The organism is Cellulosilyticum sp. WCF-2 (assembly GCF_003990395.1).
GTDB classification, from domain to species: domain Bacteria; phylum Bacillota; class Clostridia; order Lachnospirales; family Cellulosilyticaceae; genus Cellulosilyticum; species Cellulosilyticum lentocellum.
The window spans coordinates 45,419-63,081 of the sequence record NZ_CP034675.1 but is presented as its reverse complement, the minus strand read 5'-3'; the positions used below and the strand labels follow the sequence as shown (position 1 = coordinate 63,081).

Sequence of the window (17,663 nt, the reverse complement as noted above, 5' to 3'; positions counted from 1 at the left end):
AGTATATCACCTAAATTTTACAGGCGATAGAGTGAGTTTTGAATAAAAAAAAACTCCTACTAGAAGGAGTTTTTGTTACTATTATGATTCGTTATCTTTATCATGAGTTGCCATGGTTTTTACTGTGAAATAAAGGAGGCAACCCATCATAACAAAGACAAGCAAGGCAAACTTTAGGTCTCTGTTGAAGAATGCAATAGCAGATACACCAAGAATGCCACTAATACCATAGAGGGTAACAACAGCTTGTTTTTGTGTATAGCCTCTATCTACAAGACGATGATGTAAATGCCCACGGTCTGGCGACATAATAGGTTTTCCAGCTAAAAATCTTCTAAGAATAGCAAAAGCTGTATCAAATATTGGAAGGCCAAGTACAAGCACAGCAATGAAAATAGTTGCTACTGTATAGCCCTTTAAAAGTCCCATAACAGAAGTAATACCTAAGGTAAAACCTAAGAAGGTAGAACCAGTATCCCCCATAAAAATAGAAGCAGGATTAAAGTTATAAGGCAAGAAGCCCATGCATGAACCAGCTAAGATGGCTGTGAGAAATGCTCCCGGTGGATTATCTGAATAAATAGATAATACCATTAAGCAAAGTGAAGCAATAGAAGAAACGCCTGCCGCTAAACCATCTAAACCGTCAATTAAGTTAACGGCATTGGTAATGGCTACAATCCAAATAACTGTAGCTGGGATAGCTAAGAAAGTCGTATAAAATTCCTTGTCTCCAATAAATGGAATAGTAAAGAAATCAATACGTACACCACATAAAGCAACTACTGTTGCAGCGAGGATTTGAATTAGAAATTTTGGTTTCGCAGGAAGCTCAAAAATATCATCAAAAAATCCAAGTAAGAAAATCATGGTGCATCCAATAAAGATTCCAATCGTTTGCTTTATATTAACCAGAGGTAATTTCCAAATAAGAGTTAAAAATGTAATCATAAAACCGGCAAAGATAGCAATTCCACCCATACGAGGAATAGGTACTTTATGCATATCACGTTTTCTGGGTTTTGCGATAGCTCCAACTTTAAATGCAATCTTTTTAGCTAAAGGCGTTGCAAAAAATGCAATTAAAAATGCTAAGACAAATGCAATGGCATATAAAATTGCATAATCTATGTTTCCCATAGGTTCATCTCCTTAAATATGTAGAACATATATGAGTACTAATAGTTTATACCTATCTATTAGTATATATTCATAAATTTCTAAAAGTGATATGTCAAATATTAGGCAAAAAAAGCTTACCACACGTTAAAAATAACAAACCTGACCATATCCTACTAATGTTTTATAATAAAAGCTCGCACTTGTCAACTAGGACTCGTGGAGCTTTTTGTATTTTTAAGATTTATTTTGTACCAAATAATCTATCACCAGCATCACCAAGTCCTGGCATAATATAAGCGTGGTCATTTAATTTCTCATCTAAAGAGGCTGCATAGATCTTAACATCTGGATGAGCGGCTTGAAGCGCTTTGATACCTTCTGGTGCAGCAATAAGGCAAAGGAAATTAATGCTAGTAGCACCACGGTCTTTGATGAATTGAATAGCTGCAATAGCTGAACCACCTGTAGCAAGCATTGGGTCAAGTACAAAGAAATCTCTTTCTTCTACATCTTTAGGAAGTTTGCAGTAATATTCAACTGGATGAAGTGTTTCAGGATCTCTGTAAAGACCGATATGACCTACTTTAGCAGTTGGAAGAAGGTCGAGCATACCATCTACCATACCAAGACCAGCACGTAAGATAGGTACAATACTTAAGTTTTTACCAGCAATACGTTTACAAGTTGTTTTTGTAAGTGGTGTTTCTACTTCATAGTCTTCAAGAGGTAAATTGCGTGTTGCTTCATAGCACATTAATTGTGCGATTTCACGTACAAGCTCACGAAATTCTTTTGAACCTGTGTCATGACTTCTTAAGCGACCTACTTTGTGCTGAATGAGTGGGTGATCCATAATAAATACGTTTTCCATGTTAATATTCCTCCTAAGTAATAAGTAAATTTATTTTTCTTCTATTTTAGAGATTCTCTTGATGTGTCTTTCTTCATTAGAAAATGGCGTTTTTAAGAAAGTATCAACAACTTTTATAGCTAGGCCTGGCCCTATAACGCGGCCTCCTAAAGCGACAATATTGGTATCATTATGAAGACGAGTAGCTTCAGCTGAGAAAACATCGTGGCAAAGAGCACAACGAATACCAGGAATTTTATTTGCTGCAATAGAGATACCAATTCCTGTTCCACAAATTAGAACACCTTTTTCACATTCGCCGCTAAGCACAGCTTTTGAAACAGCTTTTGCATAGTCAGGATAATCAACAGCTTCCTCACTCATACAACCAAAGTCTTTGAACTCTGTACCGTTTGCTTTAAAATATGCGATGATTTCTTGCTTAAGAGCAAAGCCACCATGGTCGCATCCAATTGCTATCATAATATTTCCTCCAGTTTTATTATAGTATAAATCCTATGTGTTGTAACTAAATAAATCACTTCTATATACTATAAGCTATTTTTGAAATTTGTAAACAAAAATTAAAGCTTTATAATATGATACCCGGCAGATTTTTCAAGTCTATTCATAATGGCATTGCCAATTCCCTTTTTAGGGAAAGCTAGGGAGTATACAATATCAATATCCGCATCATCAAATGTACGTAATGCTTCAAAAAGATGGGCAGCGATAGTTGTAAGGTTTTTAGTAGTACCAGCGCTGATAACTAAGTCAGCCTTAAAATGCTCTTTGGTTTCATCAGTAGCTAGAACGCCTACTTTTTTGCCTTGACTATGAGCAGATACAATAAGCTCATTCATTTTGCTTATTACAAGGGATTCTTCGCCATCAACAATAATAACCTCTGCATTAGGCGAATAGTGTATATATTTCATTCCAGGCGCCTTAGGAAGCTCACCTTCTTTGAGTGCATGGCTAATGGCAGGATCTATAGTAACACTGCCTAGGACTGCTTCTATCATTTCGGCAGTAATACCACCAGGTCTTAAGATGGTAGCTACTTCACCTGTTGTATCTACAACAGTAGATTCTACACCATACTTAGAAGAATCACCTACAATAATAGCATCTATTTTACCCTCTAAATCTTCTATAACACGAGAGGCATTAGTTGGGCTAGGTTTGCCAGAAGTATTAGCACTAGGTGCTGCTAGAGGCAATCCTGAGGCTTTAATCAGCTGCTGAATAATAGGATGAGAAGGAAAGCGAATAGCAACTGTATCTAGTCCACCAGTTACGACTTTAGGAACGAATGAACTTGCTTTAAAGATAAGTGTTAATGGACCAGGCCAAAAGTGCTCCATTAAGGTTCTAGCCATAGGAGGTACTTCTTCTACAAGAGGACTTAGCATTTCTAAATCAGCTATATGTACAATTAGCGGATTATCGCTAGGTCGCCCCTTAGCCTTATAAATATTTTTAACAGCATTTTCATTTAAAGCATTAGCGCAAAGTCCATAAACAGTTTCAGTAGGCGATGCCACAAGACCGCCTTGTTGAAGAATATTGGCTGCCTCTAAAAGTGCTGTTGTATCTGTAATAATACTTGTTTTCATGTAAAGGACTCCCATTACTCATTAAAGATATTAATCTGTCATATAGTATATCACAAATGAGGACAAAAGATAACAAGAAGACTAAAATTTCCCCATTACTTAATCAAGTATGAAGGATAATCATATGAAGGATACTCTAGTTAATTCAATTTAAGATAAATAAAACAATCTAAGATAAATAAAAATAAGAAAAAAATAAGTTTTATCAATTAAAAAATTATAATTAAACAAATGAGGTAATAAAACAGAACATCTTAAGCTTAGTTAATAGATAAGTTTGAATAAAAATAAGATAATTAAGAAAATAATTATGGAGGGATCAATATGAGCTTAGGATTAAGAAAAGATTTTAAACTGCGGAGAATATTAGCTAAGACACTAGCGTTATCAATGATAGGAATAGGAAGTTTAACGAGTATAACTATTCCTACGAGTGCTGCTACAGTAAGGCAAGTTGAGGCACTAGATAGAGGATTAGTGGCAGTAAAGGTAAATGAAGGCGTATTTTTATCTTGGAGATTATTAGGCACAGAAGGGTATGCTACTAGCTTTAATCTTTATAGAAATGGCGTAAAAATTGCAGGGCCCATTGTAAGTAGTACTAACTATGTAGATAGTAACGGAAAGGTTACAGACTCATATTATGTTCGAACTGTAGTTAATAGCATTGAACAAACAGAATCTGATAGTGTTGGCGTGTGGAACAATAATTATTTAGATGTGCCTATTAATAAGCCTGGTAGTATTTATTCTGCTAATGATGCTACTGTAGCAGATGTAGATGGAGATGGAGCATACGAAATTATTTTAAAGTGGGATCCTAGTGATTCACAGGATAATTCAAAATCAGGTTATACCTCTAATGTTTATATCGATTGCTATGAATTAAATGGTACACACAAATGGCGTATTGATTTAGGGAAAAATATTAGAGCAGGGGCACACTATACACAGTTTATTGCTTATGATTTTGATGGAGATGGTAAAGCTGAAATTGCAATGAAAACGGCTGATGGGACTAAGGATGGACGTGGAACTACTATAGGAGATGCTTCAAAAGACTATCGTAATAGTAGTGGCTATATATTAAGCGGACCTGAATATTTAACATTATTTGAAGGAGATACAGGTGAGATTATTAATACTGTAGATTTTACACCTCCACGTGGAACAGTGAGTAGCTGGGGAGATAATTATGGCAATCGTGTAGATCGATTTCTTGCAGGGGTTGCTTACTTGGATGGACAAAAGCCCTATTTAATCATGGCTAGAGGTTATTATACAAGAGCGGTTATTTCAGCATATGAAATAAGTAGTGGCAAGCTTAATAAAAAGTGGACTTTTGATAGTAGTACCTCAGGTAACAGTAGTTATGCAGGACAAGGTAATCATAATCTTTCTGTAGCAGATGTGGATGATGATGGGTATGATGAAATAGTTTATGGTTCAGCTATAATTGATCATAATGGAAAAGGTTTATATACAACAGGTATGGGACACGGGGATGCCTTACATGTAGGAGATTTTGATCCTACGCATAGTGGGCTAGAAATTTATCAAGTACATGAAGAGAAGGGAAGTAACATAGAAAGTGTACAATTAAGAGATGCTAAAACAGGAAAATCTCTTTGGTCAGTCAAAACAGGAACGGATGTGGGCCGAGGATTGATTGCCAATATAGGGCCTGACTATTATCCATATGTGGCATTATCTTCAGCAGGTAACTTTGATAAAAATGGTAATAAAATCAGCATTAATACAGGTAGCTTCGGAATCAACTTTGCTATATGGTGGGATGGGGACCTTTATAGAGAAGGATTAGACCGTACATATATTAATAAATGGAACTGGAATACAAAGTCAACTGATCGTTTATTAACCGGAAGTAATGTACACTCTAATAATAGTACAAAAGCAACACCGAGCTTATCCGGTGATATTTTAGGAGACTGGCGTGAGGAAGTTATATGGCCAACTTCAGATGATACTGCACTTAGAATCTATACAACAACGGCATTAACAGACACTAAGCTTTATACACTCATGCATGATACACAGTATAGAACAGCTATTGCATGGCAAAACGTAGCCTATAACCAACCACCACACCCAAGTTACTATATTGGGACAGATATGAAATCACCAAGTCAGCCAGCTATTTATGCAGTAGGTGATTATGTAGAAAAAGAAGTGAAGAGTAAGGAGCCAGTAATAGGTGCACAAATCAAAGAAGGGCAATACATGATTAAGAATGTAAAAAGCGGATTGTATTTAGATGTTGCAGGAGGAGTAGCAGCTAATGGAACAAATGTGCAACAATGGGGAGCTAATGGTGCTGCTGCTTATAACACATGGACTATAAAATCTGTAGGTAATGGCTATTATAAGTTGTATTCAGGAGTAGGGGATGGAAGCTATTTATTAGATGTAGATTATGGAAAGACTGCTGATGGAACTAATATACAGATTTATCAAGATACAGCTTCTGATGCGCAATTATTTAAGTTTGTCGCAAACAATGATGGTAGCTACGGTATTGTTACGAAGGTAAGTCAGGATTTATCTAGCTTAGATGTTTATGCTAATAGCACTAGTAATGGAGCTAATGTATGTGAGTGGACATATGCAGGAGGAGCTAATCAAAGGTGGATTTTAGAAGAGGTAGTTACAACGCCCACACCTACACCAACATCTACACCAATTCCAACACCTACACCAACACCAACTCCAGAGCCATCAAGCGAAATGGCAAAATTGGAGGCTAGCATAAATGACTGGGGAGGGGCTTTTGGGGTAGATATAAAAGTTACTAATCAGGGAACAGTTACATGTGAAAGTTGGAGACTAAAACTATTACAAGTAGATTTTAATGTGACAAGCTCTTGGAACGTAGATATGATATCACAAGGAGAAGAAATTGTTATTACACCAGCTTCATGGCAGGCTAAGCTTGCACCAAATAGTGCAGCAACGTTTGGAATGATTTGTAATGGCAAGCCTAATGCTAATTTTGAATATACATTAGAGTTGTTAGATGCTAGTGGAACTGTGATTGCATCTAGTAGCAGGAAGTAAGATAAACATATGAAAAGTGGCTACTATACATTATTCATGTATAATAGCCACTTCTTTATACTTAAGCCATTTTATCTTCAATTATTTCCCTAGGAAGTACAACGATCTCAATATCTCCAATCTGTGATTTCAGTTGTTCATATACACTAGAGCCTGGAGAAATAGAATTACCATTAGGTGTTTCACCAATGACTAGGTGAGTAATATCATTTTCCTTAATAAAACTCGTAATCGTTTCAGGAATGTTATTACTACATAGGAAGTGAACTTCACCACCTAATTCACCACCGTAGGCAAAGAGGTCGGAGAGGAGCTCACTACTTTCTGGCCTGTCAAAGATGGTTTCTCCTTTCCTAATGTGCAAAATATGAAGTGGTGCATCTATAGATTGAGAGAGGTTAAAACCTTCTGCGATTAAACGACGGCTATTTTCTTGGATAGTGATACCAACTAGGACTTTGTAATTCATGTTCATCACTCCTCTTCATTAAAAAATTCATATCTCAATTATAGCATGACCATAAGGAGTTAATGTGAATATATTTTTATTTTATTTTTAGTGGTTTTAGCCCCCAAATTTCATCAGCATATTGTTTAATCGTACGGTCAGAACTGAATTTACCAGAGCAAGCTGTATTGATGATAGCTTTTTGATTCCAAGTGACTTCATCTAAATAAGCATATTCTAGAGCTTTTTGAGCTGTATGGTAAGCACGAAGATCTTTTAAAATAAAATAAGGATCAGCTAAATTATCTCCAGCTCTATTTAATAGAGACTCATACAATTCTACAAAGAGGCCAGGATTCTTTGGTGAAAGTGCACCATTAATAAGTAGGTTCAATATACTATGAATTTCAGAATCGTTATGGTAAATATCCCATGGATTATATTGACCTGACTGATAGAGATTAAGAACTTCTTCACAGGTTAACCCAAAGATAAAGATATTATCTTTACCAACTTCTTCGAAAATTTCTATATTGGCACCATCTAGGGTACCGATAGTTAAAGCGCCATTAAGCATAAATTTCATATTACTTGTACCAGAAGCTTCTTTACTAGCGGTAGAAATTTGTTCACTAACATTAGCAGCTGGAATAATAATTTCTGCATTAGATACACAGTAATTTTCAATGAAAACAACTGTTAAGTAATCTTTTGTCATAGGGTCATTATTAACTAAGTCAGCTACAGAATTGATGAGCTTGATGATAAGCTTAGCTCTAGTATAACCAGGAGCAGCCTTAGCACCAAAAATAAAGGTACGAGGTACATAGTTGCCATTAGGTTTAGCTTTAATTTCATTATAAAGCATAAGAATATGAAGAACATTCATAAGCTGACGTTTATATTCGTGAAGACGTTTAACCTGAACGTCAAAGATAGAATCAGGATTAACAACAATACCATTATGTTCTTTAATATAATCAGCAAGACGAACCTTGTTGTTATATTTAATATCTCTAAATTTTTCTATAAAAGCTTTATCTTTACTATATGGTACCAATTTCTTTAAATGGGTAAGGTCTTTATACCATTTATCACCGATTGTATCTGTAATGAGGGCAGCTAATTCAGGATTAGCATGACCTAACCAACGTCTTTGAGTAATGCCATTTGTTTTATTGTTAAATTTATTGGGATAAATATTATAGAAGTTTTTAAGTACATTATTTTTTAGGATTTCTGTATGAATAGCAGCTACACCATTAACAGAGAAGCTTCCAACAATAGCAAGATAGGCCATTTTGATTTGGCCATCACAAATAATACTCATATTGTGGATGGTATGTTCTGGTTGATGATAAACATCTCTAAGCTCCATGCAGAAACGTCTATTAAGTTCTTCAATAATTTGATAAATACGAGGAAGTAATTTTTGGAACAAGTCAATAGGCCAAGTTTCTAGAGCTTCAATCATAATTGTATGATTTGTATAAGCACAAGTGCGGCTTGTAATGTCAAAAGCATCTTCCCAAGTGAGTCCTTCTTGGTCTAAGAGAATGCGCATAAGTTCAGCTACTGCAATAGCTGGATGAGTATCGTTCATTTGAAAAACTACTTTTTCAGGAAGCATATATATATTAGGATTAGTGCGTTTAAATTTAGCTACAGCTTGTTGAACAGTGGCTGATACAAAGAAGTATTGTTGTTTTAAACGAAGCTCTTTACCTTTGTAGTGATTATCATTAGGATAGAGGACTTCCACTAAAGTTTTAGCAAGGGTTTGCTGTTCTACGGCTTTTTCATAGGCGCCTTGATCAAAGAAGCGAAGTACAAACTTTTGAGGAGCTTCAGCATCCCATAGTCTAAGGGCATTGACAAAGCCATTTTTGTAACCAACAATTGGCATATCATAAGGAATTGCTAAAACAGAGTCATAATTTTCTTGAACAAAGTGTAGTCTGCCATTTTCGTCCATATAATTACGTACGGTGCCACCGAATTTGATTTCTTGTGCGTTATCATTACGTTTAACTTCCCAAGGATTACCGTTAGCTAACCAATCATCTGGGTATTCTACTTGGTAACCATCTTCAATTTGTTGTTTGAAAATACCATAGTTGTAACGAATACCACAACCATAAGCAGGATAAGAAAGTGTAGAAAGAGAGTCTAAAAAGCAAGCTGCAAGTCTACCAAGTCCACCATTTCCAAGACCAGCATCAGGTTCCTGGTCCTCTATTTTATTAATATCAATTTTAATGTTAAGTTCTTCTAGAGCTTCTTGTACACTTGACATAATGCCCATGTTTACAAGATTATTACCTAGAGCACGACCTACTAAGAATTCCATGGATAAATAGTAAAGTGTTTTAGGAGTTTTGGTATTATAAGCATGCTGTGTTTCAATCCATTCATCTGTTATGACATCACGCACAGCAAAAGCAACAGCTTGATAAAGCTCTTGGGGAGAAGCATCTTCTAGAGTTTTACGTGAGAAGTTTCTAATGTGGTCTAATATTTCGCCTTTAAATTTTTCTTTACTAAATCCATATGGCATAGGTGTACCTCCAATGATAAATAAGATAAAATCTTAGAATCCATCCTAAAGAAACATGTAGATATTAGAATAGTCAATACATATTATACAATAAAATATTGACTATAGGGAGGAAAGTGGAGATAGATTTTTTTGCTTAAAATATTGAGAAATTTATGGAAAGTATCTAAAAGTAAAAGATTATGTGTTAACGTTAAACAAACAGAAATTTGTCTAGGTGTTTATGGAGAATGACGTCTGGAGGAAAATGAGGGAGAGGACTACCTTCCAGAGTTCCGGTTCAAATTTTTTGAGGCACTAGGCTCACTTATTTGGATGAACGCATGAAAACTCCCGCTGGTCAGACACTCATGCTAAAACCCATCCAAAACGTTCGCCAAGTGCCTCTAAAAAATTCTCCCAAGTCACTCTTCCAGGCAGCCCTCTCCCTCATTTTCACAAACGTTATTGAACTCATAAACATCCACGACATTGAGGCAGCCTGGGAAGAAGGCGTAACGACAAATCATGTTAATAGCAATTAAAGAGCGCAAAAAAACACAAAAAAACACATCTCCAAGTACTATATATACTCGAAGATGTGTTTCCTTGGTCCAGACTCTGGAAATTAACTTTCATAACTAGCTAAATAGACCCTAATCAAGGCGCAAAATGGCTCCTCAGCACGTATGCGTTATTACCTAGTGCCTACTAAGACTAGTGATGAAAGTCAAACCAATGAGTGAGGAGCTCTTATTGTCTTAGCCGGTGCACCCTTATGATAGGAAACTAAGGCTTTAAGACTCTGGTTTAAAACTTTATTTGGTAATGCAAGGTATAAAAACATTTCAAACAACTTATAAGTGGCGCCTTCCTTGCAGCGCACAAGTGAACATTTTCCTTAAGTCCAGAGGTACCTATAACAATAGATTGAGACTTGGCTGACCCAGTCAGTTCCTCAGGTTGAAGCTGTGGTAATTTGCCGTGGGAAGTTATTTAATTTGTTTTTACACTTCTATATATGTGGTCAGAAATCCGAATCCCTAATAAAAAATGAAATAAATACCTAGAAATATAAGTAAGAACTTAAATATATAATTTTGTGTACATATAAATATACTATAGACTAACCGCATTTTCTCCCAGACGTCCTTTCTCATAAACCCTAAGACAAATTTTAATTTAGTCTTTTATTATTGATTGAATATTTGTATAATTTATTTAGGTAATAAAATTTAATAGTGGAGAAAATAGATGAAAAAAATCTACCTAGTGTGTTCGTTTATAATTATTTCAGTTATAGCTATAATCTTATTAGTAAATCTCAAAAATCAAAAGACAAAATATATCGATATACAGCGATATGAAGTGACAGCAATTCCTAATATTTTTGACAAATATGTAACTTGCCAAGTAGTAGAATTAGAGAATAATACATTAGGTACCTATATAAAAGTAATGCTGAAGGTAAATATTACTCAAGAGGATGAGTACCGAATTGGTGGAGATTTGATAAAAAAAGATGATTCTGGAAAGGAATGGTCTTTTTTTCAAGAAGGTTACATGAACCCTCCGAATATACCAATGGCTAGGATACATGTAGATCCATTAGTAGAATTAGAGCAAGGTATGCATGATATAAATATTTATTTTTGGACTGATAGATTAATATCAGGTAAAGTTAATGGACCTTATGATGTTAAGCTATTTATAGAAGGCAAAGAAACTGGCATACATGAAGAAATAGACTTTAAAACAAAAGCTTATAAATATACGGAATTTAAAAGAGTGCATTAAATGAAAATATACATAGGTATTTGGCTATTGACAGATATGTTCGACAAGTGTAGAGTGAGAAATAAGAGAATGTTCTACGTTTGTCGAAGGAGAAGAAAAAATGGAGCAGATAAAGAGATTACCAGATGCAGAATTAGAGATTATGAAAATTATATGGGAAGCTAATGAGGAAGTAACCTCAGCTTATATTATGGAGCAATTAAAAGGTGTGAAGACTTGGGGGAATACGACAGTACTCAATTTCTTGGCACGTTTAGTAGAGAGGGGATTTATACAAAGTGAGCGTGTAGGTAAATCTAATGTTTATACAGCCATTATAGATGAAAAGTGTTATTTACAAAATGAAAGCAAATCTTTTCTTGAAAGACTACATGGTAATTCTGTAAAAAGTCTTATAGCAGCTTTATACAATGGACATACTATTACAGAGCAAGATTTAAAGGAACTGAAAGATTTTATTGATGAAAATACAAGGGAGGGCTAAGCATGTTAGGGGAGGTTTGGCTTAGTACAATAGATTTATCGATTGTGATAGGCGGTATGATTATTGTTTTATTGATGTTAAGGCCCTTTTTGTATAAGAAAATTGCACTTAAATGGTGGTACGGTATATGGCTTGTTTTAGCCATAAGATTATTGATTCCTTTTAATTGGGGAGCACAAATGAATTTAATACAGATAGGTGAAAGTTTATTTAAAAATTATCAGCAAGAAGAAATACTGGCACAAAGTATAGATGCCTCTCAAGCTGATGCTTTAGTGGAATTAACCACAGAAAAGGATTCAACAAATGAAAAATTAAGTAGTAGTTTAACAAGTAATGATTCAATAAATAAAGGTAAATTAGAACATCAAATAGAAGATTTAAAGATGGGGGATAATAGCAAGTATGTAGAAAGTACTCTAAAGTTGCTCCTAAGTTATTTTTGGCTAATAGGCAGTACACTGTTTCTAAGTTATCACTTGGTGCTATACCTAAGTTTTCGTAAAGCATGTAAACGATGGACCAGACAAGTAGAGACCAGGTTATTAACCAGGTATTTAAAGAAATCTGCAGAGAACTCCATATTACAAAACCTATTGAAATTCAAGTGTGTAAAAAGATAGATTCACCTATGGTAATGGGCTATTGGCGCCCTAACATTTTAATACCTAGTAAGAAGTATGAGGAGCAAGAATTATATTTTATATTGAAGCATGAACTACTACATTATAAATATGGGGACCTATGGTATAAATTATTGTTAGTAAGTGTAAGGGGAATACATTGGTTTAACCCATTAGTACATATTATGGCTAAATATGCAGAAGAAGATTTAGAAGTTGTTTGTGACAGTCGGGTTTTAAAGGGAGAAGTACCTGAGACTAAGAAGAGTTATATGGAAGTTATTTTAAAGGTGGCAGATAGCTCTCATCAAAAAAGTATAAGCCTTTCTACACAGTTTAGAGGCAATAAGCAAACTTTAAAACAACGCTTTGAAGTTATAGTTAATGGGCATAAGAAGAAAAAAGGCTTGGTAACATTTATTATGGTTACTTGCATCGGCTTAGTAAGTGGATGTGTAGGAATTACAAGAGAAGTAGGAAAGCCCTTAGAAGAGACAATCATAGAAGATATAGGCAAAAAAGATTTAAAATCAGAGAGTCAACAACCTACTGGTGTAGTAAAAGAAGAAATAGAAGATACACAGGTATTAATGATAAATGGATATGAAATAAGGGTACCTGAGCAGTGGACGATACAAAATTTTAATCAGGGAGATAATCAGGGTCAAGATGTTTATTCTGGAATTAATTGGCTATATAAAGATAATCAAAGAGCAGGGGGAGTGCGATTAATAAACAATAAAATATCCATGGAGGACGCATTTAATGTATTTGGCTTGCTAGTAAAAGGGAGAGAGATAGAACAAACCAGTATACAAGGCTATAGCGTGCCATTAATAGAAACGCAGTATAAATTAAATGGTACAACTTCCTATATACAATATGCTTTTTATGATTTACCGAATCCACCTCCCTATGGTTATGCTCTTTTCTTTGATTTGGAGCAAGTGAATAAGGAAGAAATTAATCAAATTTTATCCAGTTTTAAAATACCAGATTTAGGGATGAATTTAGACAAGCTTCCCAAAAAAAATAGAAAGCCACTTACGTTAGGAGAGGCTAAAACTAGTGCTACTTATGGAGTAGGTTTAAAGGATGGCACTGAAGAGGCTTTTAATTTGGATAAACTAGACAACTTTATAGATAATCAGAAGAAAGGTATTCCAGATCAATTAGATGTACTTAGTTATATAGAAACAGAAAATGGTTTAGTCATTAAAGACTGGTATTATATTATTTTTGATGGGAAAGTAGCTAGAAGTTTTGGATATTACATGCTAGATGATGAGACTTATACATATGATAATATCCCAGTTACTTTTAGTAAAATTCTCAAAAAATATTACCCACAAAAAGATATTATTACCTATCGATTGGTTGGTGAAGATGGAAATGAAGAAAACACGATGCGTTTTTTAGAAGTACCAGCGCCCAAACAATCAAAAGTAAAATTTAAGCTAACTAGAGAGGAACAAGACATATATGAATTATTTAAGAAAAGTAAAAAGGAGGAACTACTTAGTAATCTAAGTCCTATTAGTATTGCAAAACTATATATTCAGTCAGAGCTTGACCAAGATTATGAAACCCAATATGCCCTTTACATAGATTATGATCCTTCCTCCAATATGATAGGCTGGACCAAAGAAGAACATTTACAAATACCAGATCAAGACAGAGGGACCAAGGAACAAACACTAGAGCAGTTAGGGAATGTGGAAACAGGTGAATTTATAATGCAAGAAGAGGATGAAGGATATATTCTCTATACTAATATAGATAGCGATAGTGGAAGAGAAATTAAAATGGGCTTTGGCATGACTAAAAATAAAGAAGGCATATGGAAGGTGAATTTTATGCCTATTCAGTAATTTGTAATATTACATTTTTTTAGCGTAGTTGTAAGTAATAAGTGTGATGAGTGTAAACCAAGGGTTGCTAAAAAGAACTTTAGGGTTGGTAGAGTTTCAGAATGGTTTTTGATACATTCATTACAGGAGGGATAAAATGAAATTATCAGAAAAAATTAAAGAGCTTCGTAAGCGAAAAGGGTATTCACAAGAGGAGCTAGCTGCAATTTGTAATGTAAGCCGTCAATCTATTTCTAAATGGGAAGCAGATATGGCACTACCAGAAACTGAAAAGCTATTGATACTAAGTAATGTTTTTGAGGTGACGATTGATGTTTTATTAAGAGACGAACTTGTAATTGAAGGGGTCAAGGAAGTCTTTAATTGTGGAAGTAATGCTATTAGAGATAAAAAAGCATCTATGTTTGAAGGAGCACTGATTAAAGAAAGCATTGAGGACGAAGCTATATTAGATTATCTAAGTGTGCATAAGGTAGAGTTATGGAACACAGGAGGCAATCCAAAGTATTGGACAGTTATCTTTTTTACATCTGCTGAGCCTAATCTCCCAGAATTGGTATCAAAAGTTATGATTGCAGATGAGGGACGTGGAGGCAATTGGTTTGTTGACTTTAAGAAGGATAACATGAAATATATCGTATTTAGAGATAAGATTTTAAAATATGAGATTGGAAATGATGCGCAAAAATTAGAGGTTTGTATGGCATGTCGCAAGCTAGGAATACCTGATGAACAAATGCATTGGGGGGAGTAATGAATGAGGGAAGAAGATCTTTTAGAAATGCAATAGGATAATAATAAGAAAGCCTCGGTAGAAGACTTAAATAGTCTCTAGCGAGGCTTTTATAATGCAATCTAATGCTAAGTTTAGATGCTAAAGAAAGCTTTCATAGCTTCACATGTATAAATAAAATCTTCAGCTGCCATAAGTTCTCTAGCTGAGTGCATAGCAAGCATTGGTGTTCCAATATCTACTGAGCGGATTCCTAAGTGAGAGGCTGCTACAGGACCAATAGTAGAGCCGCCTCTTTCATCAGAGCGATTAACAAAAGTCTGGAATGGAATATTATTAGCCTTACAAATACCAGCAAATACAGCAGCAGAATCGCTATCTGTACTATAACTAAAGTTGGCATTTACTTTAATAGCAGGCCCTTTACCAGGAAGTACTTTATTAGTAGGATCGCTTTTTTCCATATAGTTTGGATGAGAAAGGTGAGCTACATCTCCAGATAGTATAAAAGAGTTATCAAGAGCTATGAAAAGCTCTTCTCTCGTTTTACCAAAAGCTAAAAGAATACGTTCTAAGGTGCGAATTAAGTAAGGAGAATCTGCACCCTGTCTTGTGTGACTTCCTACTTCTTCATTATCAAAGCAAACAAACATAGAGATACCTTTTTGTGAGCTGTTATGAAGGATGGCATTTAAACCACTATAAGTCATAGAGAGGTCATCAAGTCTTGGTGCTGAGATAAATTCTTCCTTTAAACCTACACACATACTTTTTTCAAAAGGATAAAGGAAAAGATCAGCATCAAGAATATCTTCAGCTTTAACGTTAAGCGCTTCGGCTAATACTTCAAGGATATAAGATTCTTTAACTGCTTCGTGAGTATAGGTAAGGATTGGAAGTGTATCTTTTTGTTTATTAAAGTTAACTCCTGTATTTACCTCACGATTCATATGAATAGCTAAGTTTGGAATAATAACAATAGGTCTATTTAAGTCTACAAGGCGTGTTTCTGGATGAAGTAAATCATCAGATTTTAAAGCCACACGACCAGCAATAGAGAGGGGTCTATCAAACCAAGTACTTAAGATAGCACCACCATAGCCTTCTGTATTAAGCTTAACATAGCCATCTGTATTCATTTCAGCATTTGGTTTAATTCTAAAGCCAGGTACATCACCATGAGTACCAATGATTTTAAAGCCTTCATTAATAAAATCGTTAGAGTTAATAACAAAAGAAATAAGAGCAGAATCATTAAGCGTCGTATAGTATTTGCCACCTACTTGAAGGTTCCAAGGTTTATTAGGTTCTAAATAGCAAAAGGACTCTGTTTCTAAAATATTTTTACAAGATGCAATGGTATGGAACATAGTTGGACTTGCATCAATGAAATTCATTAGGTTAGTTGTTAAAGTATTAATCATTGTAAGCCTCCTTAAATGTAATCTTGCGTAAAAGCAAGTTCTGTAGTTATTATACATGGAAGCTAACCTTTTTCATACGGTTAAGTGTAATTAATGTACTTGAATTTCTAACACAAAAGTTTGTGGAGGAATAGAGAGTGTCATAGCAGGACTTACACGAAGTGTAACAAGTGAACCTACTTTAAGTGAATTAATATTAGATTTTTTTGAACTGTCATCAAAGCTGAGTTTAGTTTTTTGATCATACCTAATAATAGTTTGTACATTAATATCTTTTGCATCAGCACCTTGAGGTGTTACTGTAAAGTAATTTTCTTTATGGTTTACTTCTGCAACTACCATTTTGTCTAAAGTAATAGCTTCAGAAGTAATTTCAGTTGTTGACTCTTCTTCAAGGATGGTAATGGTAAAGGCCGCTGTTTGAGGAGGAATAGAACGTGTCATAGCAGGACTATGAGTAGTACTAATAGTCATTCCAGTCTTTAAATCATTGATTTTGTAGATTGCCTTGTTAAGATAATGTTTGATGTGGGTATCATCACCAATATTTAAAACTATGTAATTGTTTACTTCATCAGTTTTACCTTCAGGTAAGATAGTTACTTGTTTAGTTTCAAGAGAAATTTCTTTAATAGTAGCTTTGGCAATGGTTATACTTTCAGAAGCTGGTGTTTCTGGAGTTACAGGAGTAGTTGGTGTTACAAAGCTTACCACATTGTCCTTGTAGCTTACTTCAAGCCCGAGTGCATTTGCGAGCTCAGCTACAGAAACATAGTTCTTATTATTGTAGTTAAGTGTTTGTGTACCCTTTAAAATAGTATTGCCGTCTAAGGTATATTGAACTGTTGGATTAAGCATGGCTTTAACATGCTTTAAAGCTGGAGCGGCAATAAGAGATGTACAAAGTAAAAAAGATGTCCCTATAAGGGTAATAGTAAGTTTTTTAGATAACATATAAATACCTCCCAAAATTTAATTATATTGTTTAGACGTTTATATAAAGCTAAAAGTTTCATTTTATTTAGAAGATAAATAAAAAATATTTGTATTTAAGAGATAATGTTGACAAATGAATAAAGTA

The 17,663-nt window shown here is 34.7% G+C and carries 12 protein-coding genes and 1 pseudogene; 5 read left to right on the top strand and 8 right to left on the bottom strand.

All coding sequences use genetic code 11. The annotated features are described in order from the left end of the window. Window positions 1–81: 81 nt before the first annotated feature. From EKH84_RS00200 to EKH84_RS00185, 4 genes are all read right to left on the bottom strand, one after another. Window positions 82–1,140 (bottom strand): glycosyltransferase family 4 protein, encoded by a 1,059-nt coding sequence (locus EKH84_RS00200; RefSeq protein ID WP_127064616.1) that lies wholly within the window; start codon window positions 1,138–1,140, stop codon window positions 82–84. A gap of 223 nt (window positions 1,141–1,363) precedes the next feature. Further along, entirely contained in the window at window positions 1,364–1,993 is a 630-nt protein-coding gene (upp, locus tag EKH84_RS00195; protein WP_013658643.1) for a uracil phosphoribosyltransferase, read from the bottom strand. A 30-nt stretch (window positions 1,994–2,023) separates the two neighbouring features. Next, window positions 2,024–2,455, bottom strand: coding sequence for a ribose 5-phosphate isomerase B (rpiB, locus tag EKH84_RS00190; protein WP_127064615.1), 432 nt, complete (start codon window positions 2,453–2,455; stop codon window positions 2,024–2,026). A 101-nt stretch (window positions 2,456–2,556) separates the two neighbouring features. Next, window positions 2,557–3,591 (bottom strand): L-threonylcarbamoyladenylate synthase, encoded by a 1,035-nt coding sequence (locus tag EKH84_RS00185; RefSeq protein ID WP_127064614.1) that lies wholly within the window; start codon window positions 3,589–3,591, stop codon window positions 2,557–2,559. Window positions 3,592–3,915: 324 nt separating this feature from the next. On the opposite strand from EKH84_RS00185, the gene EKH84_RS22685 reads away from it, so the two are divergent. Beyond that, entirely contained in the window at window positions 3,916–6,666 is a 2,751-nt protein-coding gene (locus tag EKH84_RS22685; protein ID WP_127064613.1) for a rhamnogalacturonan lyase family protein, read from the top strand. Window positions 6,667–6,727: 61 nt separating this feature from the next. On the opposite strand, the gene EKH84_RS00175 is transcribed toward EKH84_RS22685, so the two are convergent. Then, entirely contained in the window at window positions 6,728–7,135 is a 408-nt protein-coding gene (locus EKH84_RS00175) for a hypothetical protein (RefSeq protein WP_127064612.1), read from the bottom strand. A gap of 76 nt (window positions 7,136–7,211) precedes the next feature. Beyond that, window positions 7,212–9,671: a glycogen/starch/alpha-glucan phosphorylase gene (locus EKH84_RS00170; protein WP_127064611.1), complete on the bottom strand. Its 2,460-nt coding sequence runs from the start codon at window positions 9,669–9,671 to the stop codon at window positions 7,212–7,214. Between the two features lie 1,233 nt (window positions 9,672–10,904). Between EKH84_RS00170 and EKH84_RS00165 the strand changes: the two genes are divergently transcribed. The 4 genes and pseudogenes from EKH84_RS00165 (at window position 10,905) to EKH84_RS00145 (ending at window position 15,179) form a co-directional block, all read left to right on the top strand. After that, a complete protein-coding gene (locus EKH84_RS00165; protein WP_127064610.1) occupies window positions 10,905–11,447 on the top strand; it encodes a hypothetical protein in 543 nt (180 codons plus the stop codon). 100 nt (window positions 11,448–11,547) lie between these two features. After that, window positions 11,548–11,931, top strand: coding sequence for a BlaI/MecI/CopY family transcriptional regulator (locus EKH84_RS00160; protein ID WP_127064609.1), 384 nt, complete (start codon window positions 11,548–11,550; stop codon window positions 11,929–11,931). A 2-nt stretch (window positions 11,932–11,933) separates the two neighbouring features. Then, window positions 11,934–14,425: pseudogene (locus EKH84_RS00150) on the top strand (M56 family metallopeptidase). A 136-nt stretch (window positions 14,426–14,561) separates the two neighbouring features. After that, window positions 14,562–15,179: a helix-turn-helix domain-containing protein gene (locus EKH84_RS00145; RefSeq protein ID WP_127064606.1), complete on the top strand. Its 618-nt coding sequence runs from the start codon at window positions 14,562–14,564 to the stop codon at window positions 15,177–15,179. A gap of 113 nt (window positions 15,180–15,292) precedes the next feature. Here the strand turns inward: EKH84_RS00145 and EKH84_RS00140 are convergent, their stop codons facing one another. Together EKH84_RS00140 and EKH84_RS00135 are read right to left on the bottom strand one after the other, a co-directional pair. Next, window positions 15,293–16,582 (bottom strand): M18 family aminopeptidase, encoded by a 1,290-nt coding sequence (locus EKH84_RS00140; RefSeq protein WP_127064605.1) that lies wholly within the window; start codon window positions 16,580–16,582, stop codon window positions 15,293–15,295. A gap of 90 nt (window positions 16,583–16,672) precedes the next feature. Further along, complete coding sequence (locus EKH84_RS00135; protein ID WP_127064604.1) at window positions 16,673–17,536, bottom strand: hypothetical protein; 864 nt, start codon at window positions 17,534–17,536, stop codon at window positions 16,673–16,675. Window positions 17,537–17,663: the final 127 nt, after the last annotated feature.